Here is a 22,409-nt window from a genome sequence, read left to right on the forward strand (position 1 = left end):
GAGCATTTTAACACCTCTCTGTAGCCACCCGGCTTTGCGCTGCCTGCGGGGTGGCTAGATTTTTTGGTTTCAAATCCAAGAAACAGGAGAAAATATCATGGCACAAGAGTTTTTGTCGGACTCTATCGGATTGGCGCGTCCATCTTCTGAGTCAGAAATGCCGGATCGGGAACCAATCCGGTTTCTAATCATCGGTACTCGCGAGGGAGTGATGGAAGAAATCAAGAATTTTTTCGCCATCGGGTTTGCACAGGTTGACGAGTGGAGTCCCTTGACGCCATTACCCAAAACCGACTTGGTGATGACGATCCTCATTCGTTACCGCAAGGGACATTCCAGCGATTCATCGACTCGGAAATCTGGACGGTAACATATAGGCACATCGTTCAACTCGTTCTATCTTAAGCCCCCCTTGGCAAGGGGGGTTTGGGGGGATCGATATTGCTCGCGATCTGCCTTCACCTCTCTTAAGCCCCCCTTGGCAAGGGGGGTTTGGGGGGATCGGTTCAACTATTAACGAGGCGCGAATCGCCCTAGATACAAAATATTTATCCAGGAAGCAAGAAAGATGAAAGTATCACCGACTCTAACAAAAGAGTATGTTGAGCAACGAGGTGAAGGATTCTTTATTGAAGGAACCCGCATTTCTCTTGATTCAGTTGTTTATGCTTTCTTGAACGGTGAATCCGCCGAGAACATAGCCCAAAACTTTCCATTGCTCTCATTAGAACAGGTTTATGGAGCTATTGCCTTTTATCTAGCAAACCGCGAACTAATTGATGCTTATTTAGAAGAAGAGGAAAAAGAATTTGACGCATTGCGGCAATCTCTAAGAGAGAAGAATCCGACTCTGTATCAAAAATTAGTGGCTGCTCAACAAAAGAAGCAGGCGTGAGGCATGACGAAAATCAGATTCCAAGCGGATGCAGACTTGAAGCAGGCAATCGTAACTGGAACCATAAGGAGGGAACCGAACATTGATTTTCAATCAGCCTATGCAGCCGGACTTGAAGGCAAATTAGACCGAGAGGTACTGGCTATAGCAGCTGAAGATGGTAGAGTTCTTGTGACCCACGATCGATCAGATAATGTCGATTCCCTTCTGATATTATGTTCGGCAGCATCAACTCGTTTCCAGGCGACCGCCTGGAAATGCAGTTCGGGAGGCGACCGCCTCCCAACTGCTAATGAGGCGGTCGCCTCAGCGAGTGCGTTACCAGGCGGTCGCCTGGTAACGAGGTGCGGGGTTATTCACGAGGTGCGTTACCAGGCGGTCGCCTGGTAACGAGGTGCGGGGTTATTTGCCATTCCCGTTAGTCTTGCTGTTACCGTTGCTAGGTGTTGCTAGCACTTTTTCAGCTACTTTATCCGGCACTTCTTGCAAATGGTCGAACTTCCAATTAAAGGAACCAACGCCCATTGTCAAACTCCGCAATTCCACAATAAATCCTTGCATTTCGGCTTGCGGCAAATAGGCAGAAATCTTGTCCCAACCTTTCCAATCGGAACGACCTTCATAACCTAAAATTTGCCCGCGCCGTCCTGTCAGTAATTGCATCACTTTGGACGTATATTCCTGCGGACTTGTCACTTCAACAGAGGTAATCGGTTCTAACAGGGTGGGTTCGCATTTTGGCATCCCTTCTTGCATCGCCAAACGCGCTGCTTGTTTAAATGCTTGTTCCGAACTATCCACCGTATGATACGAACCATTGGTCAGCGTCACTGCCACATCTACGACGGGGAAACCCAACGGACCATGTGCCAAAAATTCCCGCACGCCGATTTCCACGCCAGGAATATATTGGCGTGGAACCACTCCGCCGACAATTGTTTCTTTGAAATTGAAACCTTCTCCACGGGATAAAGGTTGAATATCCAAATAAACATCGCCAAACTGTCCGTGTCCGCCGCTTTGGTGCTTGTAGCGTCCGTGAATTGACTTAACGGGTTTGCGAATCGTTTCTTTGTAGGCAACTTGCGGCAAGTGGGTACTCATTGGCAGGTTATACTTGCGCCGCAGTCGGTCTAACGCTACTTGCAAGTGTATTTCGCCTTGTCCCCACAAAATGACTTCGCGGGTGTCGCCGTGTTGTTCCCAAGCTAAAGATGGGTCTTCTTCAATTAACTTGGCTAAAGCGCCGCTAATTTTAACTTCATCGTTGCGCTTTTCGGCGGTAATTGCTAAAGCGTAAACTGGTATTAGTTGTTCGACTTTGGGCAATTCTTTTACTTGATTTGTGGCTATAGTATCGCCGGTTTTGATTCCTTCCATGCGTCCTATCGCCACAATTTCACCTGCTTGCGCTTGTTGCAGGGTAATTTGTTGTTGTCCCATGAGGCGGTATAAACCACCCGCACGCACTCCGTTAAGAACCGTGCCATCGGTTAAGTTACCTTGCCAAACGCGCACGAGGGAAAGTTTGCCGCCTTGGGGGGTGAAATAAGTTTTGAGAACTTGAGCGACGGGGGTATCGTTTTTCTGGGTAATTCCCCGTTTTTGGGCTGTTGTTTCTGGTTCGGGTGCTTCTCTCAATAGTGCTTCTAAAAGCGGGCGGATGCCAAAATCTTTTTCGGCGACGCCAAAGAATACTGGCACGATTAAATCTGCGCCCAATTCCATTTTTAAGTCGCGCAGAATCTCTTCTTGGGGTGGATTAATTTCTTCTAGGAGTTCTTCCAACAGGTGGTCGTCAAAGTTGGCTAATTCTTCCAACATTTCCGTCCGCGCTTCCTGTTCTTGTTCCTTCAATTCGTCGGGTAAGGGTACGGGGTCGGCGGCGGCACCTGGATGATAGTGATAAGCTTGTTCGCTGACTAAATCGATAAATCCAGCCAGATTTTCTCCCTGTCCGATGGGATATTGATGGGGAACTAATGGACGACTAGAAACAGATTTCAGGGCGTGCAGTACGTCCATAAAATTGTTATTCGCCCTGTCCATTTTGTTGATAAATACCAGGTGGGGAATTTCCCAGTCGTCGAGGAATTTAAACAAAGGCGCGAGGGTGAGGACGCGGTCGGATACTGGTTCGCATACTACAATCGCTGCATCCACCCCTACAAGGGCGTTATACGTTTCTTGAGCAAATTCTACCGAACCGGGACAATCGACGAACGTGAAGCGCACGCCGCCGTATTCGGCGCAGGCGGCGGATATTTCCACGCTCATTTTGCGATCGCGTGCTTCTTGTGCGCTATCTCCCACCGTGTTACCATCCTTCACGGCTCCTTTCCGGGAAATAGCGCCCGTCACAGATAACAAACTTTCCAACACCGTAGTTTTACCGCCCAAATATGGGCCAACTATAGCTACGTTACGCGCTAAAGAAACCACTTTTTCGCTCATATTACCTCCATTGGGCAGCACCTGCGGGGATTTCTCTCCCAGGAAGCGCCGCCTATTGCAGCGTTGACAAAAGGTGTCCGGATATACCGTAGGCTCTCGATTTATTCTGTAAATTGATTTTGATAAAAGTTATTCGCTCCTATCAAAATCCGTAGAGTAAAAGCGATTCTCAAATTGTTTGCCGTTGAGCCTACTTGGTTGGGATCGCCTTATCTCGGTACGTTACCTTGTCTTTAGTCCGACTTTAACCCCTCTTTAACCTTTTTTTATAAAAATACCAGTTAATTTTACAATTCCACCCCTAAATTTTTAATTTAAAAAAACTTTTATTTCAAAATAATAAGTTTTATAGAAAAAAGTAAAAGTTAGGTGAACAAGGTATGACCCATGACCGGAAATATTAAAACACGTCGGCGGGGTCGGCAGAGCGAAGTTTGCGGGTGGCGATCGCACCGGAAACGCCGCACATAAAAACTGTCAGCAGCATCACCAATAAAGCGCGGTCAATTTTCATCGCCACGGGTAACAAGGTGGCGGCATAGGTAAGCTGGTACAATCCCAAAGACAGCAAGAAACCAGGAATATAACCCAATACGGCTAAAATTAGCGCTTCTTGCATCAAAGCACCCAGCAAATAGGCATCTGTATAACCCATTGCCTTCAGCGTGGCATATTCTGGCAGGTGATCCGCTACATCGGTATAAAGAATTTGGTAAACAATCACCGTACCGACGATAAATCCTACCACAACACCCATACCAAAAATAAAGCCAACTCCCTGACTTTGCCAGTAATCAATTTCAATTTTGGCAAACTCTGTAGGTGTGAGAACTTTTACATCATTCGGCAAACCTGCTTTTAGTTGCTGTTGGATTTTTGGCAAATCAGTACCGGGTTCCAGGTTAATTAATCCCACATCAATTTGATTCGCCTGACGGTCTGGAAATAATTTAAGAAAGGTAGAATCGCTGGTAATAATATTCCCATCCGCACCAAAAGAAGCGCCCAAGGTAAACAATCCAATAGTTTGGATAGTTTGCTTATTCACCTGCGCTTCCACCGTTCCTCGCTGTTTAATTAAATCTGGAATTGGGCCGTATTCCGGTCTAGAAGCTCGATCAAACAATGCCCGATCCAGTAATTTTATCTCTTCCAGCTTTTGATTCACTTCTGGAAACTGAAACGGCGGGTTAGCAGGGTCAATTCCCCAGACTAAAATACTCCGTTCTAGGAGCGTTTCCGGATTGCGCCACTGGGCAAGGCTAACGTACAGCGGACGCACAGATTTTACCCCATCATAAGCCAAAGTCTGCTGCAATCGTTCTCTGGGAAAGTTTTTAATATTGAACAGCGTTTGAAATTGGGGATTTGTTAATACTAAATCTGCCTGAAGATTTTGATGAGCTTGAGTAGCGCCAGTTAACAGCGCATCAAGCATTCCCAATTGTACGAACATCAGCATATCGGCAAATCCAATACCTGCCAATGCTACGGCGAGGCGGGATTTACTTTTGATTAACTGGAGCCATGCTAGCGGAGTTTTGCCAAACATAATTTCACTCTTTTTTTTGCATTCAGTTATCGTTATGGCTGCTAATTACTAATGGCTAATGGTAAAAATTTAGCAATTAGCAATTAGCAATTAGCAATTAGCAATTAGCAATTAAACAGGTTCTCGCTTCATTGTCCAAATGCAGGCGCTATCCCCTGGTAATTCACCCTGCCACAAAACTTCAAAACCATGTCTTTTGTAGAAACGGATGGCGCTTTCTGTGGAAGTTTGAAGGTAGCAGGGTAAACCGTCGCTATCTGTTTGTTTGAGAATGGGTTGTAGTAGCGCACTACCAACTCCTTGATTTTGATAGGCGGGTGCAACACCTAGCATAAATAGATACCAATGGGGATTCGGCATTTCCTCGATATGGCGTTCTTCGATGATGGAAAATAGCGACATAAATCGCCCACTTTTCTTCCAACCTAATTTGAAAGGCAAGGCATATAAACCAGCTTGCAATAGTTGCAGCATACTTATAGAGGCATGTCCGGGGGGCATCCAGGCGGCGATGCCTTTCAGTTCGCCTGCGGTTGTATAAATCTGGTTATAAGGTTGGCTGACGTCTAATGTCATCCGACAAAACCACTTGAGTGCATTGTATTTTGCTGGTTCTGTTTCGGGAATCAGGTAGCGAAACATCGGATCGTTATAGAATGCATTGGTGAGAATTTCGGTGGCTTTTTCGGTTTGCGATCTCTCTAAGCGTATCGCGTCATTTGTAGCATTTATCACTTTGAATGACCTCCAACTGTTGAGAGTATTGGTTAAGCGCATATAGGAATCCTAGCCGCTCTGTCAAATTCTATTTTTTTATGAACCGCAGAGGACGCAGAGGACGCAGAGGAAGAGAAGAAAGAGAAGATTTCACCCATCATTTAATTGCTATCTGAATAATGGCTAATGGCTAATGGCTCATGGCTAATGCAATAAAAAATGTTAAATTAGCAATTAGCAATTAGCAATTAGCAATTAGCGCTTTGAACCATGATTACTCCTGATATCAGACATTCGTTATAAATAAAGCGAGTAAGAATTTACAACTCAATCGCTGTTTGTACTTGCAAGTTGGTCAATCCCGCAACGCGCTTGCTGTCTGCGGGATTGAGGCGAATTTTTATTTCTATAACCCGGCGGTCTAAGTTTTCTCCTGGTTGGTTGCTGAAAACATTTTGGCGGTTGACTTGCAACCCAATTTCGGAAACAATTCCGCGCAATTCTCCGGCAAATGCTTGACCTGTAATAAGTGCTGGCTGTCCCATTTTGATTTTACCAATATCGGTTTGATAAACTTCTGCTACGGCTACCATTTGGTCGGTTTGTGCTAAATCGGCAATGCCGTTTTCGCCGATCTTTTCTCCCACCCTTGTGTTAATTTTGAGAATCTGTCCGGCAATTGGTGCTTTGATATAAGCTTGATTTAAGTCGGTTTGAGCGCGACGGGTGGCAGCGATCGCATGATCTATTTCCGCTTGCGCTGCCTGGATATCGGTGGGGCGTACTTCTGCTATGCTGTTGAGGGTGGCAGCAGCTTCTCTGACTTGTTCTCTACCCGTGGCATTGATGCGATTCAGTGTAACTTTGGCTTCGCTTAATTGTTTGCTACCTGTGGTATTAATGCGGTCGAGAATTGCTTTGGCTTCGCTTAATTGTTTGCTCCCCGTGGTATTAATGCGGTCGAGAATTGCTTTGGCTTCGCTTAGTTGCTGTTTTGCAGTTTCTACAATCAGGCGTTTGCTATCAAATGCCGAATTAGAAATTGCCCCTTCTCTGTGTAGCTGTTGATAGCGTTGATATTCTGCTAATGCATTATTTAATTCCGCCTCCAGTTTCTTAATTGTTGCCTGTTGTGCGGTTTTATCTCCTTGCCATTGTGCTTGTATTCGGGCGATCGCTTCAATTTGTGCGGTTTTATCTCCTTGCCATTGTGCCTCGATGCGCGCAATTGTTTCTTGTTGTGCAGTTTTATCTCCTTGCCATTGTGCTTCGATGCGCGCAATTGTTTCTTGTTGTGCGATTTTATCTCCTTGTAACTGTGCTTGTAAGCGCTCAATTGTTGCCTTTTGTGCGGCAATTTCTCCAGCTTTTGCACCTGCTTTTACTTGGGCGAGTTTAGCAACTGCAACTTGATGCTGTTTTTGCGCCTGCAACAAAGCATCTTGCAAGCGATCGCGCGAGTCTAAAATTGCTACTACCTGTCCTTTCTCCACCCGATCTCCCTGTTTCACCAGCAGTTGCGCCACCCGATCGCCATCTAGCGCCAAAGGTGCCGATAAGCGAATTATTTCTGCTTCCGGTTCCAGTCGCCCCAAAGCTGTTACTTTTATTACTGGAGGAGGGGTTTCTACTGTTTGAGAGGCGGTGGTTTCTCCCACCCTTCCCCCAAATTGGGAGACGCCGTAGTATGCGATCGCTCCCGATACAGCAGTAGCAACCACAATCAATCCAATTATCTGTTTATTTATTTGAGCGGGAAAAGCTTGATTCACCAATTTAATTGCTTCCTTGATCCCTTTTATTTCCATAGTTTTTCTGTTGCTCCAAATAAGCCGTTAGCATTTTTCCTAACAGCGCCCCCTGCTCTGACCAAGAGACTATTTCATCGGTGTATAATCCTGCCAGAACCAAACCATCAATTAGAGACGAAATATAGATGACAAACTTAGGATCTTGAATGCCTAAAAGCTTGGCAAACTCTGCCAGCGCTCGTTCTGTCAGTTGTTGTAGTGCTTTGTTCTGTTGCAATTTTTCGCGCCCTTGCTGCTGGTAGAACTCAATATCCAGCAAAAGCTGCTTGAGGAAGTATTCCTCATTTCTAGCAACGAAATCAAATACAATTTCAATCCGCTCTGCCAGGGTTTTAGCCTTTTCTAGCTCGGGCGCAATACTCGCAATAGTCTGTCGATATCTCTCCTCAAACAATTGCACAAACATTGCTTCTTTACTAGGAAAATAGTGATATAAAGTTCCGGTTGAAACACCCAGTTTTTGAGCAATCTCCCGCATGGTAATCGATGCGTAACCCTTAGATGCAAACAGATCGAAGCACTTGCCCAGCAGTTCTTTGCGGTACAGATCGCGATCGACAATTTTAGGCATGAGTCCATAAAATATATATCCAACGTTTGATATATATTAAGCGGCAAGATTGGGCAAGTTGATTTCCTCGCCCTTGCTGGTTTGATTTATATCGAACGTATGTTATATTTATAGCACAGATTGGTGGAATCGATCAAAGTTCGACCAGGAATTAGGCAAACACCAAAGTTTCTATGAAAAATCGTCGGTTTGGCAACGAGAGATATGCCTCCCTTCCCCACTCGCGTTCGTAGCAAGAAACTTTGGTGATAGAAGCGTCGGTGATAGCAACGCCCTTGCGTATGTTCTGTAGACAAAATTGGACAGACTTGGCGACAAGGCGGGGTTTTCGTGGGTTAATCCCGCAACGTCCTTGCTGTCTAAGGGATTGATATCTGCCGAGAAAAGAAACCCGGTTTCCTCATATCACCTTAGTTTCTTTGCGTAAGTCCTATGCTTAACCAGGCAAATCAATTGCGACTAGAACACCAAGTGCAATATTAATAGGTTTAGCACTGAGGTTCGGAGTAGACATGGTTGAGGCAACAACTATAGTCACCGGGTTTCTTCATATCACCTTAGTTTCTTTGCGTAAGTCCTATGCTTAACCAGGCAAATCAATTGCGACTACAACACCAACTGCAATACTAATAGGTTTAGAACTGAGGTTCGGAGTAGATGTGGTTGAGGCAACAACTATATCACCATCACCTGCTACTGTAACTCCAGTCTTAGTATAGTCACCGATGGCAACAGCTATTCCCGTACCAATTGATATAGAACCACTGTTTGGCAAGGGTTTAGCTGTAGTATTTCCAAAAGCTAAAGTGTAGGTCTTATCGCCTAAAGCTAATGCATCAGCGGTAACACTTGTTCCAGCTGCACCTGTAATTAACTTGGTGCTTGGAACAGTCTCGAAATAGGGCAAATCAGCGATCAGCATACTTCAACTCAATTACTAAAACAATCAAGTTTTAACCGTAACATAGTCTCTGCTATACCAGTTGCCAAATTGCCATTAACAGTTGCCAAATTGGCATTAATAATATAACCCCCTACGCAAACACCAAAGTTTCTCTGAAAAATCCTTGGTTTGGTAACGAGATATTTAGGCAGAAACAAAGGTGATAAGAAAGAAACCGGGCTTCTCTGAAAAATCGTCGCAAGAGAACTAGAAATCGCAGCAAGAAACCCGGTTTCTCAAGTCCCGATTAATAATAAAACCCCCTGCTTGAAGCAGGGGGTGAAGAGGAAGAATTGTTTAAGTTGGGGGAAATGGGGAGGTTTGGTTAGCTGACGCCAAAGTAACTTGCTAGTGCTTCCGAACCACCTATAAGTTTGCCATCAATAAATACCTGGGGAACGGTAGTAGCACCTGTGGCAGCAAAAAGCGATCGCGTTGATACATTTTTGCCCACATAAACCGCTTCATAATCAATGCCGCGTTCATCTAACATTGCCTTAGCACGGGCGCAGAAAGGACAACCTTCTTTGGCAAACATGAAAACCTTTTTCGGCTTCACTGCCTGCGGATTGATATAATTAAGCATCGTCTCCGCATCGGACACTTTAAAAGGATCGCCCGGTTCTTCTGGCTCGATAAACATCTTTTCAATCGTGCCATTTTTTACCAGCATCGAATAGCGCCAAGACCGCTTGCCGAATCCCAAATCTGTTTTATCCACCAGCATTCCCATGCCTTCGGAAAATTCCCCGTTCCCATCGGGAATCATGGTAATATTCGTTGCTTCTTGCGCCTTTGCCCATTCTTCCATCACAAAGGCATCGTTAACCGATATACAAATAATGTCATCTACGCCATTCTCTTGGAAAACTTTCGCCAATTGGTTATAACCAGGTACGTGAGTGGATGAGCAAGTGGGAGTAAACGCTCCTGGTAATGAGAAAACAACGACCGTTTTACCCGCAAATAGATCGTCCGTGGTCAGATTGACCCATTGGTTGTTCTTACGAGTGCGGAAAGTAACATCAGGCACTCTTTGCCCTTCACGGTTTGTCAACATGTATTTGGCTCCTTGATGGATCGATCTGAAGCGTACTCGTTATGAGTTTACTTGTCAAGGGGAGAAGCGCCAGAGGGGACAAAGTAGGCAGGAATTAGGCAAACACCAAAGTTTCTAGGAAAAATCGACTAAGAAACTTTGGTGATGGCAAGGTCGTGCGTAAGTGCTGTTAGGGGCAAGCTTTAACCAGAATATCTCGATCTGATGCTATATCTCGTTAAAGCTTGCCCCTACCCATGAATGCAACTTGTTACGAGTGACGCTATAACAGATTTGGCGTGTTAGTTTCAATTTGAGCAAATAATCGAATTAGCCCCATGAATTCCCCCTCTCTAAAAGATATTCTGATCGTTGACGATACGCCAGACAACCTGCGGGTTTTAGATGCAATTTTAAAAAGCCAAGGATATAAAGTTCGTAAAGCCTTGAATGGGCAGATAGCTCTAAATGCATGTCATATTGCTGCACCTGACCTAATTTTACTCGATATTATCATGCCGGGAATCGATGGTTATGAAGTGTGCCGCCGCTTAAAAGCCGATGCCACAACTTGCGAAATTCCGGTAATTTTTATCAGTGCTATCGATGATGCAATGGATAAGGTAAAAGCCTTTGAAGTAGGTGCAGCCGATTATATTGCCAAACCTTTTCAAGAAGCAGAAGTTTTAGCGCGAATTGAGCATCAACTGCACTTGCGATCGCTGCAAATTAAACTGCAAGAACAAAATACTTTGCTGCAACAGGCTCTCTCGGATCTCAAGCAAGCCCAGACTCAAATGATTCAGAATGAAAAAATGGTGTCTTTGGGACAATTAGTAGCAGGAATTGCTCATGAAATTAACAACCCAATTAATTTTATATATGGCAATCTATCCCCAGCTATTCAATACATACACGACTTGCTAAATCTGAGCGATGCTTATCAGCAGGATTTTCCCAAACCAACACCCAGAATTGAAAAACTTATTAACGATATAGATTTGAATTTCCTCAAAGAAGACTTGCTAGATCTTATGGATTCTATAGGGAGAGGATCAGATCGCATCCGCCAGATTGTTCTTTCACTACGCAACTTTTCTAGGCTTGACCAATCTGAAATGAAACGGGTGGATATTCATGAAGGCATCGACAGCACGCTGCTGATATTGCAGCACCGACTCAGGGAAACCGCAGCGCGTCCTATGATTCAAGTTATTAAAGAATACGGTCAACTGCCATTAGTAAATTGCTATGCAGGTCAGCTTAACCAAGTTTTTTTGCATCTGTTGAACAATGCCATTGACGCGCTCCAAGAGGGTGGGAAGTATGAAATAATAGGTGTTGGGGAAAAGTTCGTCCCGCCAGGGAGTAAAAACGAAGCATTCGCCCAGTCATCTGATTTTTCCGACTCAGGTACTTCTACAGGAATGCTTCGTCCCTCTCCACTACCTACGATGCGGATTTCTACCGAACTGAAGGATGGGAATACGGTTAAGATTAGGATTGCAGACAATGGTTTTGGTATTCCAGAATCAGTGCGCGCGAGTTTATTTGACCCCTTTGTTACCACCAAACCCACAGGCAGTGGTATGGGATTGGGATTAGCGATTAGCTATCAAATTGTGGTGCAACAACATAAAGGAAAACTAATTTGTTGTTCCTCCCCAAGACAAGGCGCAGAATTTGCCATCGAAATTCCAGTGCATCAACCCCAACCATATTAACTTTGCTAATTGCTAATTGCTAATTGGTAATTGGTGATTGGTGATTGGTAATTGGTAATTGGTAATATTTCCATTACCCATTACCCATTACCAATTACCCATTACCAATTACCCACTTACGTTACTACCAAGGAATTGGCTTTCTATCTCGGAAGAATCCACTGGTAGGGCCATCATCGGGCAAAGTTGCCAGCCAAACAATTGTATCAACTCCTTCCTCCAATGACCGGGGTGCATTCGGACCACCCATATCCGTTCTCACCCATCCAGGACAAACCGCATTTACCAAAATATTCGTTTCTTTTAATTCATTGGCAATAATTCGCGTCACTGCATTTAAAGCTGTTTTGGAAATCCGATAAGTGGCATATCCAGTTTGCATATCTTCTAACTGTCCTGCCCCGGAAGAGACGTTAACAACTCGTCCGTAATTGTTTGCTTTCATCAGGGGAATCAACGCTTGACAAAGTAACAAAGGTGCGTAGGTATTAGTTTCAATTGTTTTCTGCAAAGTTTCAATCTTGCTGTTGAAGATACTTCCTTCTGACCCTAATACAAAATCTGGGGCAATTCCCGCATTGTTTACTAGAATATCTAGCCGGACAAATTCGTTGCGAATAAATTGAGCTAGATGCTCGATGCTATCTCGACTGGTAACATCAAGAAGATGAAATTTGACATCCAATCCTTCCGCTTGTAATTTTTCTGCCGCAGCTTTACCTTTAGCTGAGTCGCGACTGGTGAGAATGACTTGAATTCCTTGTTTTGCTAGTTGTCGGCAAGTTTCAAACCCCAATCCGCGATTGGCTCCCGTAACAACAGCTACTTTTTTCATATTATGTCCTCTATCTGAAGTTAGAAATTGAGCGAGATCGATCCTGGAAAGCTCGGCATCTTTGGCAAGATGTCTATTAGATCGTACACAGGACTTACGCAAACACCAAAGTTTCTATGAAAAATCGTCGGTTTGGCAACGAAAGATCTACGCAGAAACTTTGGTGATAGGATCGCCCTTGCCTAAGTCATAGTACATTAGAAACTGAAGAGATTACCTAACAACAATGACGATTACTTGCAAGCAACTGCTGCAAAACCATTCTCAAGCATGGCATGAAGCAACGGTGCATCCTTTCTTGGAACAATTGCCTTTGCTCGCTATTGAGCCAAAGCAATTTAATACCTGGCTGGTGCAAGATTATCTCTTCGTAGTAGAGTTTACGCGGATGGTGGCAAGAGTACTCGCGAACGCACCCCCACACCACTTTGATATTTTACTTGCTGGATTGAGTGCTTTAAAAGATGAACTCAACTGGTTTAAGGAAAAAGCTGGGGAACGACAGCTCAATTTAAAAACAGAAAAACAACCAACTTGCTTGGAATATTGTCAGTACATGGAAAACCTTGCCGCTATGCCTTATCCAGTGCAAGCAACTGCACTTTGGGCAATTGAATTTGCTTACAATCAAGGTTGGCAATTGCCGGGAGAAATGCCAGAACCTTACAAGGAATTTGCCGAACGATGGGGAAATACAGGTTTTACGGAATATGTAAGCATGTTGCAACAACAAGCCGATGAAAGCCTACAAAATGCATCAGAAAATATGCAAAAGCAAGCAGAAGCAGCTTTTTTAAATGTCGCCAGATTAGAAAAATATTTTTGGCAGATGGCAATTGATGCAGAATAAACTAAAAGTCATCCTAGAACCCCGACTTCTCTAAGAAGTCGGGGTTCTGGGTGTTATGGTTATTTATAGCAACCTAAATAATAGGAAATATAAAATGATAACATTGGTTGTAATTTTTAATACGTTGCTCGCGCTGGTCAACTTTTATATAGCTTGGCGAGTGTGGAAAATTCGGCGGGTGCTGGCAGGGGCAACCAAAGCAATCCTGGCAGCAGATCGCAATACCTATAACGTGCTGCATCCAGCACCTTTGGCGATCGCCAAAGGTCAAAAAGGCACCCTAGCATTACGCAACCAGTATGGAAAACTACAAACACAACTGCAACAGCTAGTGCAGATTTTGGCATTGATCCGGTTAGGACTGGGAGTTTTGGGACGACGCCGGACCAAGTTTGATTCTAATGGAGCTGTGCGTTCGCGCCAGCGTGCCTCTGGCATATCGCGCCCGTCTCGATGGCTGAAAAAAATTTTGGCTAAATAACTCAAGTTGCTAGTTACAAGGGCGCCTACGCCAGGGCGGGTGGAAAATTTGGCTTTGATACCCAAGACCATTTATCTGCCCTTGGGTACGCCGCAGACTCAACCATCCCGATACGCTACGTTGGCAGCGGCGGCGACTGGAAGAACCCCGCCGCAGAGCATCACCGCTTTGCCTCCAGGCACAAAAATGCTCTATCAAGCGAGTTGTCTTGCTACTGGGGCTAGAACCAGCGATCCAAATCGACTGAGAAACCATCGCTCATCCAGCCGCGAATCTGTTATCATACCACGTACACGAAACTTAAAACTTTGGCGAATCTGCTTCCGGTTAAAACCAAGATTCGCCGATCTCGACACTATTTCTGTTATGACAAACTCAATTTTACAAAAAATCAAAGCTTCTGTTCGCTCTACCAACCAATGGTTTTCAGAGACGCCACAAAGGTCACTAGAACAAGCTTATAATGCCGCTTTGCAGATCAAAGCTATTGAAGACGAACATTTTAATGGCCAAAAAATATCGCCTGATTCCGCTGACTATGGTGCCAGGGTCATGGCTTATTTTCAAGCCGAGTTAAACAAGTATTTAAATATTGCCAAGCTGCGACTAGCCGCCTTTAACGCCACCTATTCAGTTTTGACCCTTGTCAATCAAAACCCGGTCTCCTCAAATCAATTTGATCCAGCTACTAGGTCAACCAATTCCAATCGTCTAGGAGCAAGAGACCAACCTACCATCATTTTAGAAAAGCTTAAATTCATCGATTATGTAATTTCAAAGTATACGGCAGAAACCCGTCAAACCAAACCAGAATCATCTTTATCTTTAACCGTCGTTCCTCAAAACGTAAAACTGGAAGCAAGTCAATTAGAATCAACCAATTTAACCGGACAGGTTTCATCCGAACAATCAGACATAATAGTTGATAAAATTGAGAATATTTCCGATCAAACCGGAGTTTTACCCAGGTCTATTTTAAGGACTTTCACCAGGTTGACAAGAGAATTAAATCCCAAAGCTGAAGAAGATGTAGTTAAAAAATTCCGCACTTCGCAAGCTAAAACAGCTATTTCTCTCAGATTTATTTTACTTCTAATTGTCATTCCACTTCTAACTTTTCAGATTTCCAAGTTATTCGTTGTCGGTCCGATTGTCGATCGCAACTTTAAAAGCCCGCAGAATCCCATAGGAATATTCCTGAATGAAGAACAGGAAGAAAAAGCATTACTAAAGCTACAAAGATTTGAAGAAAAGCTAAAATTCGATGTTTTAATCGGTCAATCGCCAGAATTATCCCCGGAAATTATAGAAGAAAGAATTAAAGATAAAGCCAAAGATCTGGCGGATGAATATGGTCAAAACAGTGCTGATGCAATTAAAAACGTCTTTTCCGATTTGTTTTCCATAGCGGCTTTTTGTTTTGTGATTTTGAGGAGTAGGCGGGAAATTGAAATTTTGAAATCCTTCATTGATGAGATTGTATATGGACTGAGCGACAGTGCTAAAGCATTTATCATTATTTTATTTACAGATATGTTTGTTGGATTTCACTCTCCCCACGGTTGGGAAGTGATTTTAGAAGGAGTATCGCGACATTGGGGGCTACCAGAAAACCGACAATTTATCTTTTTGTTTATCGCCACATTTCCAGTGGTTTTAGATACAATATTTAAGTACTGGATTTTCCGCTATCTGAATCGGATTTCTCCTTCCGCCGTCGCCACTTACAGAAATATGAACGAGTAAGAGAAAATAGCCAAGCACATTTTAGATGTTCAAGTCAAAATTAATAGCGGTAAAAATGGTAGCACTTACGCGCAAGTTCCCGGTTTCTCCGAAAAATCTTTGGTTTGGGAATCAGAGATATGCATACCCTAGCTCGCGCGAACGACGGTCTCACCTTTGTTTCTTTTCGAGAAAAAATCCAAGATTAGCAATTAGCAATTAGCCATTAGCAACGCGCTTGTTTATAACTAGCAACTTGCGTTATTAGTGAATCTGGGAGCGATCGCAGATTCAGAAAAACCTATATATCACAAATAGTGCATTATGTCAAATATAATTGAAGGGCTAGGTGTAGGGTGAAAAAATTAAGGAGATTAAGTAGTTAAAGTGACAAAAGTATTGAAGAAAATACTTAGAGAACCCCTGGCGACAGTCTTGGCTGCCCAACCCAAGTTAAGCGAAAGCAGAAGCGGGCAAGAGAAGTTAAAACCCAAGTCCTAACGTTATTTGCCCCCTTCTGCTTTGGCTTCGGATAAATAGGAACTCCAGTTAAATAGTGCAACAGATTAAGGAGAGAGATGTTTTAGTGCGGAGAGTGTCAAAATGGTTGTAAGCCAATAGAAACCCACCCAATGTCTGAAAACCGTTCAGGATCGTTTATTGTCGGTCTGCTGCTGGGAGCGGCTGCAGGAACCATTACCGGCATTTTAGTCGCACCGCGCCCCGGTAAAGAAACGCGAAAATTGTTAAAAAAATCTGCCGATGCGCTGCCGGAGTTAGCCGAAGATCTGTCAACTAGCGTGCAGATCCAAGCAGATCGCTTATCCGAGTCGGCGCTGCGAAACTGGGATGAAACCTTGCTGCGACTCAAAGAAGCGATCGCCGCCGGGATAGAAGCTTCTCAACGCGAACGCCAAATACTGAAGCGGACAGACGCAGCAGCATCAGAGGAAGAGCTATACTCTCACTCATACGCTTCGGGGACGGCGGCGGCGACTGCTGACGACGAACTAACCGAAACGATGAGCGAACCCGAACGCTAACCCTTGCTTTAAACTCAACATTATTCGTGATTGACCCGCTATTTTGGTTAGGACTTTCTTTTCTACTGGTTGCCGTCAGTTTGACGGCTGTCTTGGTGGCAATTATACCCGCCGTGCAGGAAATCGCTAGGGCAGCGCGCAGCATAGAAAAGTTAGCCGACACCCTCTCGCGGGAATTACCCCCGACTTTAGAAGCGATTCGCCTCACCGGCATGGAAATTAGCGAGTTGAGCGACGATGTCAGCACTGGAGTGCAAAGCGCCTCCTCTGTGGTGAAACAGGTCGATCAAACGATTGGCGATGCCAAACAGCAAGCAAAAAAAGTGCAAGTTACGACCAACAGCGTTTTTGCCGGGGTCAAAGCCGCTTGGAAAACCTTTGCTCGCCCTCCCGCTCCACCCGCGCCGCGCCGGTCACTTGAGCGGCTTCCCCACCCGCAAAAAAATACTCTGGAGTTACACGAGCAATCAAACTCAGCTTATCGCGCCAACGAAAATAACCGCGAACTCCATCGAAAAAACACCAAAGACACCGCTGATTTGCTATCGACTCCGGAAGCATTGGCACAACTAAATTCGGAAGCTGATTGGCTTGATGACGAGATTGACTGAAGCATTAATTTCGCGAGCAACACCTGCTACCAGTTGACCCAAACTCGACATTTTTTCCGTTTGAATCAGCTGGGTTTGAGTATTTTGTAAATCTGGCAGCGCTGCATGGCAATTATATCATGTTCGGTTAAATACCCATTAGTTAGGAATGACGTCGAGACAGGGTGACACGGTGACGGGTCGAGATTTTTATTCAGGGTAATTAGGCGGACATCATATTACCTAACGTAAGTTGCTAGTTACATCCAACGACGCTGGTAATGGGTAATGGGTAATTGTCACGATTGAAGCACCAATGAATCCAATTACCAATTACCTATTACCAATGACCACCGCCAAAGCTTATAACTAGCAACTTGATTTACCTATTAGCAATTAGCCATTAGCAATTCTGACAAGCGAAATATTTAATCCCTCGCTAAGTGAATGGTTTTTAATAATTCTTTTGCCGTGTATGGTTTTGCTAAAAATGCTTTTATTCCTATAACTTCCCCTCTGACAAACTGATAGTTTGAACTCAGTCCGCTAACGGCAATAATTTTAACTTTAGGATTCATTTTTTGCAGCAAGCGAATGGTGGTTGGCCCATCCATCGATGGCATCATCATATCAATCAACACAACAGCTATTTCCTGCCGATGTTGCGCGTATAGAGCGATCGCTTCAATTCCATCGCTCGCGGTCAAGACTTTGTAAGCATATGTTTCTAACGATTCTTTTGTAATTTCGCGAATAGCAGCTTCGTCATCTACAACCAAAATTAATTCTCCTTTTCCCCCTGGTAATGCTGGGAAACCTTCTGACAATTGCGGCGTTTCAGTTGTTTCTATGGCTGGCAAAAATACTTGAAATTGGCTACCTTTACCGACTTCGCTATGCACTTGCACAAAACCGCCGTGGCTTTTCACAATGCCGATGACTGTTGAAAGACCTATTCCCGTTCCTTTGCCCAACTCTTTGGTTGTGAAAAACGGTTCAAAAATTCTCTCTAAAACGTCTGGTGGAATGCCGGTTCCCGTATCGGAAACAGTAATAACAATATAAGGCCCGACTTTGGCTTCCAGATGCATTCTGGCATAGTTTTCATCAATCGATTTATTTTCGGCAGAGATAGTCAATATCCCGCCAGATGGCATGGCATCGCGAGCGTTGACGCAGAGGTTGAGAAACACCTGATGCAGTTGTGTGGCATCCCCAAATAGCGTCCAAAGATCTCTGGGTATATCTGTTTGAAATTCGATTGATTTAGGAAATGTTTCTTTGCCAATTTGTTTAATTTCGGAAATCAGATGTCTAATCTGAACGAGGGTGCGCTTAGCTTCAATTCCTCTGGCAAATGATAGAATTTGCTTCACCAAATCTGCGCCGCGCTTGGCGTTATTTTCTAGCGTATCTAGCAGGCGTTTACTTGCTGCGTCTGGGAGTTTTTTTTCTAATAGTTGAACCGCCATTAAAATCGGAGCCAACACGTTATTTAGATCGTGGGCAATGCCGCCTGCGAGAGTGCCGATGCTTTCCAGGCGTTGGGTGCGGAGAAACTGAGCTTCTAGTTTTTTCTTTTCTGTAATATCCGTATCGACAGACAGGATTGATTTGGGTTCCCCTACTGCATCGCGCATCAGGGTCCAACGGCTTTGAACGATGATTTCCTGCCCTGCTTTGGTGACTTTCTTTAACTCACCCTGCCACTCGCCTTTAGATAAAACAGCGGCTCTTGCTGCTTCTAGTTCGGGGGAAATTTGCTTGTACAAAAGCTGTTCGGCATTTTTTCCCAATGCTTCTTTTGCCCTCCAGCCGTAAAGTCCCTCGGCGCCTTTATTCCAAAATAAGATTTGGTTGTCCAAACTCCGCACGAGAATGGCATCGGTTGTAACATCTAGTAAGGCAGCTTGTTCGCTGATTTTCTGCTCGGCTTGCTTGCGCTTGGTGATATCTTGAATTTGCAAAACAAAGTACAGTGGTTCACCCGTCGCATTTTGCACGAGGGAGAAACTCAACAACACCCAAACAATTCGTCCGGTTTTGTGGAAGCATCGCTTCTCCATGTGACAGGATCTCAGTTCGCTATCTAAGATTTGGCGGACGTAGTACAGATCGGGTTCTAGGTCATCTGGATGGGCGATTGCATCCAAGGTGGTCGCTAATAATTCGCTTTCGCTATAACCCAGCATCTCGCATAAGGAAAGATTCACTTGCAGCCATCGACCCGCAGGCGATACCAGCGCCATGCCGATCGCAGCCGATTCAAATGCTGCCTGAAACCGCTCTTTACTTTCCCTCAGTTCTTCTTCAGCTTCCCGGCGCTGGGTGATGTCAGTCGCGGTACCGAGCAGCTGTTTCGGTAACCCGTCACCAGTTCTAGTAAACACTGTCTCGCGACTGTGCAGCCAGCGCCATTCACCGTTGATGTGTCGCATCCGGTACTCTATCTCTAGGATTTCTCCATCTTTAGCGGCTTTAAATCGTTGCTGGTGTTGGACAACCTTGGCGCGATCGCTTGGGTGCAGCACTTGCGGCATGAATGCGCTTCCCATTTTTTGCACTATTTCTGGCGAGTATCCCAGAATTTCACCCACCAGGCGATTTGCATAAATATTCCGTTGCTCGATTAAGTCATAGATATACAAAATCGCGGGTGTGGCGTCGGCTATCTGTTGAATTAATCGTTGATTTTCCCAGAATGCTTTTTCTACTAGCTGTTGCTCGGTAATATCTTGATCGATCGCAATTGCGCCGATAATTTCTTGCTGGTGATTCCGCAAGGGAACGGCTGAATTAAGGATGGTTTTGCGCGTCCCATCCCAGCAATGGATGTCAATGCGATCGTTGAGACAAGTTTCTCCTTGATTAATGGCACGCCATAGCCCCCATTCTTGAGGTTCTATGGGAATGCCTGTGTCTTTGAAGCCAGAAAATTTGGGATTTTGATTTTTGAATTTTAGATCTGGAGGTTGAGCATTCCCCCATCCACAATCGATTTTCTCACCTCTAAAATCGATTGGGATGCCCCAAATTCGGTAAGCAGCTGGATTTCCTTGCAAGAAGGAACCTTGTCGATCGGTTATCCAAACGCCGACTGGGAGGCTATCTAACACTGTTTGCAGCAGTTCTTGCTGGGGATACTTCACCGCCAGAGCAAGTGGGATATCCACAGGACACGCTGGAGGATCGCTTTTATTGGTTAGCGAGGCAGATTGTTCGTTGTCTTCCCCATCTTTTGAGCGCAACTGCTGGAAAACGAGTAAATTCTGCCGCATTTCGAGAAATTCAATCGTCTGACGGCTTAAAAGCCGCAGGATTTCCACTTGTTCCCCGCTGAGATATCGCGGGGATCGATCCGCGACGCTGAGTACCCCGATTGCGTATCCTTCTGGTGTCATCAGCGGTACACCTGCATAAAACCGAATGTGGGGGGATGAAGTGACTGCGGGGTTGGTGGCGAATCGCGAGTCAGCTAATGTATCGTTAACGATTAACAAGTCCCTTTGCTCGATGCAGAAACAACACAATCCAACATTGCGGGGAAATTCCCCCCGTTCCAAACCAACGCTTGACTTGATCAACTGACGGTTAGCATCAACCAGGTTGAGCGCTGCCATTGGCGTCCTGCAGCTGAGTGCGGCTACACGAACGAGATTGTCAAAAACTTCAACACCAGCCTTATCCACAATTTTGTACCGATAAAGGGCTTCTAACCTTGCCGTTTCCTTGTCAGCCTGTAGAGATGCCATATTTTTTTATTATAATTTTTTAGTTCTTTTCGCAATTAAAATTCGCTCCCGGTCATATTTCTTAATATTTTTTTAATTACTGTAATTTTCCCGACAAATATATCTTGTATGATTTTTATCTCAGGACTTACGCTGCCCCAGATCTCTAGTTTACAAATCAACGATTTTTCATAGAAACCCGGTTTCTTTGCGTAAGTCCTATATTTGTTGTTTACAACTAAATGGTTTTCTCCATCAGATTAACAGCTGAGTCCGGTTTAATTCCTACGTTAAATTACTTAAAATATTGTTGCAAAAACTGTCAAAATTAACACATGGTTTCTATGACTACTTGGACGCGCCGCCATATCATTTCCCTCGCTGATTTTGTTCCGGATGAGTACAATACGGTGCTGCAAACTGCCGCAAGTTTTCGAGAAGTGCTATCGCGGCGGGTAAAAAAAGTACCGACCTTACAAGGAATTGTGGTAGCTACTCTATTTTTTGAACCATCTACGCGCACGCGCAATAGTTTTGAACTAGCGGCGAAGCGTTTGTCGGCGGATACACTTAGTTTTACGCCGGGGACATCTGCGCTGACGAAAGGCGAGACGATTTTGGATACGGCGCTGACTTACCTAGCGATGGGAACGAATATTATGGTGATTCGCCATCGGGAGGCGGGGGTACCGTTAGCGATCGCCAACGAAATGGATCGGTTACAATCCCAGGTGAGCGTACTCAATGCCGGTGACGGTCAACACGAACATCCTTCCCAAGCTTTACTCGATTTATTTACGATCTGTTCTTTATTAGATCCAGATCTACCGCGCCTAGAACTGTTGAAAGACAAAAAAATAGCCATAGTCGGGGACATCCTCCACTCGCGGGTAGCACGTTCCAATATATGGAGTTTAACAGCAAGCGGGGCAGAAGTTCACCTAGCAGGGCCGCCGACATTGTTACCAAAATTATTTGCTTCCTGGGGTATGGCGCATGAAGCATCCCCTGGTGTCCCCCCTACAAGGGAAAATTCCCCATTAGCAATTACCCATTACCCATTACCCATGACCCAAGGCAAATTATTTTTGGATTGGGATATCGAACCCGCTTTACAAAATGCCGATTTTGTGATGACGTTGCGCTTGCAAAAGGAACGGATGACCCAGCACCTGCTACCTTCGTTGCGAGAGTACCACCAGCGGTATGGAATTACCCGCGATCGCCTCAAACTCTGCCAACCTAATGTTAAAGTACTCCATCCCGGCCCAGTCAACCGAGGCGTGGAAATTAGCTCTGATTTGATGGACGACCCCCAATTTAGTTTAATTTCCCAGCAAGTCACCAGCGGCGTTGCCGTCCGCATGGCATTGCTTTACCTAATAGGCAGCGGCAAAGCTTAGGGAATTGGTAATGGCTAATTGCTAATTGCTAATTGCTAATTGCTA

19 protein-coding genes are annotated in these 22,409 nt (G+C 44.7%); 10 read left to right on the forward strand and 9 right to left on the reverse strand.

Annotated elements, in window-relative coordinates:
* The first annotated feature begins 97 nt into the window (after positions 1–97).
* From ACE1CM_RS30600 to ACE1CM_RS30610, 3 genes are all read left to right on the forward strand, one after another.
* Positions 98–370, forward strand: a complete 273-nt coding sequence (locus tag ACE1CM_RS30600) for a peptide ABC transporter substrate-binding protein (protein ID WP_374882628.1) — start codon at positions 98–100, stop codon at positions 368–370.
* 198 nt (positions 371–568) lie between these two features.
* Positions 569–895: a DUF433 domain-containing protein gene (locus ACE1CM_RS30605; protein ID WP_374882629.1), complete on the forward strand. Its 327-nt coding sequence runs from the start codon at positions 569–571 to the stop codon at positions 893–895.
* A 3-nt stretch (positions 896–898) separates the two neighbouring features.
* Positions 899–1,285 (forward strand): DUF5615 family PIN-like protein, encoded by a 387-nt coding sequence (locus ACE1CM_RS30610; protein WP_374882630.1) that lies wholly within the window; start codon positions 899–901, stop codon positions 1,283–1,285.
* A gap of 12 nt (positions 1,286–1,297) precedes the next feature.
* Here the strand turns inward: ACE1CM_RS30610 and ACE1CM_RS30615 are convergent, their stop codons facing one another.
* The 7 genes from ACE1CM_RS30615 to ACE1CM_RS30645 all read right to left on the reverse strand — a co-directional run bounded on the left by ACE1CM_RS30615 (position 1,298) and on the right by ACE1CM_RS30645 (position 10,003).
* Positions 1,298–3,349, reverse strand: coding sequence for an elongation factor G (locus ACE1CM_RS30615; protein WP_374882631.1), 2,052 nt, complete (start codon positions 3,347–3,349; stop codon positions 1,298–1,300).
* Between the two features lie 400 nt (positions 3,350–3,749).
* Positions 3,750–4,901 carry an ABC transporter permease DevC gene (gene devC, locus ACE1CM_RS30620; protein WP_374882632.1) on the reverse strand — a complete coding sequence of 384 codons (1,152 nt, stop codon included), beginning with the start codon at positions 4,899–4,901 and terminating at the stop codon, positions 3,750–3,752.
* Positions 4,902–5,012: 111 nt separating this feature from the next.
* Positions 5,013–5,636: a GNAT family N-acetyltransferase gene (locus ACE1CM_RS30625; RefSeq protein WP_374882633.1), complete on the reverse strand. Its 624-nt coding sequence runs from the start codon at positions 5,634–5,636 to the stop codon at positions 5,013–5,015.
* Between the two features lie 302 nt (positions 5,637–5,938).
* Positions 5,939–7,426 (reverse strand): ABC exporter membrane fusion protein, encoded by a 1,488-nt coding sequence (locus ACE1CM_RS30630; protein ID WP_374882634.1) that lies wholly within the window; start codon positions 7,424–7,426, stop codon positions 5,939–5,941.
* Entirely contained in the window at positions 7,395–8,000 is a 606-nt protein-coding gene (locus ACE1CM_RS30635; RefSeq protein WP_374882635.1) for a TetR/AcrR family transcriptional regulator, read from the reverse strand. The genes ACE1CM_RS30630 and ACE1CM_RS30635 overlap by 32 nt, the downstream gene beginning before the upstream one ends.
* A gap of 583 nt (positions 8,001–8,583) precedes the next feature.
* On the reverse strand, positions 8,584–8,922 hold the full coding sequence (locus ACE1CM_RS30640) for a hypothetical protein (protein WP_374882636.1): 339 nt from the start codon (positions 8,920–8,922) through the stop codon (positions 8,584–8,586).
* A 346-nt stretch (positions 8,923–9,268) separates the two neighbouring features.
* A complete protein-coding gene (locus ACE1CM_RS30645) occupies positions 9,269–10,003 on the reverse strand; it encodes a glutathione peroxidase (RefSeq protein WP_374882637.1) in 735 nt (244 codons plus the stop codon).
* A 317-nt stretch (positions 10,004–10,320) separates the two neighbouring features.
* On the opposite strand from ACE1CM_RS30645, the gene ACE1CM_RS30650 reads away from it, so the two are divergent.
* Complete coding sequence (locus ACE1CM_RS30650) at positions 10,321–11,706, forward strand: response regulator (RefSeq protein WP_374882639.1); 1,386 nt, start codon at positions 10,321–10,323, stop codon at positions 11,704–11,706.
* A 124-nt stretch (positions 11,707–11,830) separates the two neighbouring features.
* Here the strand turns inward: ACE1CM_RS30650 and ACE1CM_RS30655 are convergent, their stop codons facing one another.
* Positions 11,831–12,541 carry an SDR family oxidoreductase gene (locus ACE1CM_RS30655; protein WP_374882640.1) on the reverse strand — a complete coding sequence of 237 codons (711 nt, stop codon included), beginning with the start codon at positions 12,539–12,541 and terminating at the stop codon, positions 11,831–11,833.
* A gap of 226 nt (positions 12,542–12,767) precedes the next feature.
* Between ACE1CM_RS30655 and ACE1CM_RS30660 the strand changes: the two genes are divergently transcribed.
* The 5 genes from ACE1CM_RS30660 (at position 12,768) to ACE1CM_RS30680 (ending at position 17,251) form a co-directional block, all read left to right on the forward strand.
* Positions 12,768–13,391 (forward strand): TenA family transcriptional regulator, encoded by a 624-nt coding sequence (locus ACE1CM_RS30660; protein WP_374882641.1) that lies wholly within the window; start codon positions 12,768–12,770, stop codon positions 13,389–13,391.
* A gap of 94 nt (positions 13,392–13,485) precedes the next feature.
* Positions 13,486–13,872 carry a hypothetical protein gene (locus ACE1CM_RS30665; protein WP_374882642.1) on the forward strand — a complete coding sequence of 129 codons (387 nt, stop codon included), beginning with the start codon at positions 13,486–13,488 and terminating at the stop codon, positions 13,870–13,872.
* Positions 13,873–13,926: 54 nt separating this feature from the next.
* Positions 13,927–15,618 carry a proton extrusion protein PcxA gene (locus ACE1CM_RS30670; RefSeq protein WP_374882643.1) on the forward strand — a complete coding sequence of 564 codons (1,692 nt, stop codon included), beginning with the start codon at positions 13,927–13,929 and terminating at the stop codon, positions 15,616–15,618.
* A gap of 611 nt (positions 15,619–16,229) precedes the next feature.
* Complete coding sequence (locus ACE1CM_RS30675; RefSeq protein WP_226577965.1) at positions 16,230–16,640, forward strand: YtxH domain-containing protein; 411 nt, start codon at positions 16,230–16,232, stop codon at positions 16,638–16,640.
* Between the two features lie 26 nt (positions 16,641–16,666).
* Positions 16,667–17,251 (forward strand): DUF948 domain-containing protein, encoded by a 585-nt coding sequence (locus ACE1CM_RS30680; RefSeq protein ID WP_374882644.1) that lies wholly within the window; start codon positions 16,667–16,669, stop codon positions 17,249–17,251.
* A 407-nt stretch (positions 17,252–17,658) separates the two neighbouring features.
* On the opposite strand, the gene ACE1CM_RS30685 is transcribed toward ACE1CM_RS30680, so the two are convergent.
* Entirely contained in the window at positions 17,659–20,982 is a 3,324-nt protein-coding gene (locus ACE1CM_RS30685; protein ID WP_374882645.1) for a PAS domain S-box protein, read from the reverse strand.
* A gap of 323 nt (positions 20,983–21,305) precedes the next feature.
* On the opposite strand from ACE1CM_RS30685, the gene ACE1CM_RS30690 reads away from it, so the two are divergent.
* Positions 21,306–22,364, forward strand: a complete 1,059-nt coding sequence (locus ACE1CM_RS30690) for an aspartate carbamoyltransferase catalytic subunit (protein WP_374882646.1) — start codon at positions 21,306–21,308, stop codon at positions 22,362–22,364.
* Positions 22,365–22,409: the final 45 nt, after the last annotated feature.

Source organism: Microseira sp. BLCC-F43, assembly GCF_041929235.1.
Lineage (GTDB): Bacteria > Cyanobacteriota > Cyanobacteriia > Cyanobacteriales > Aerosakkonemataceae > Microseira.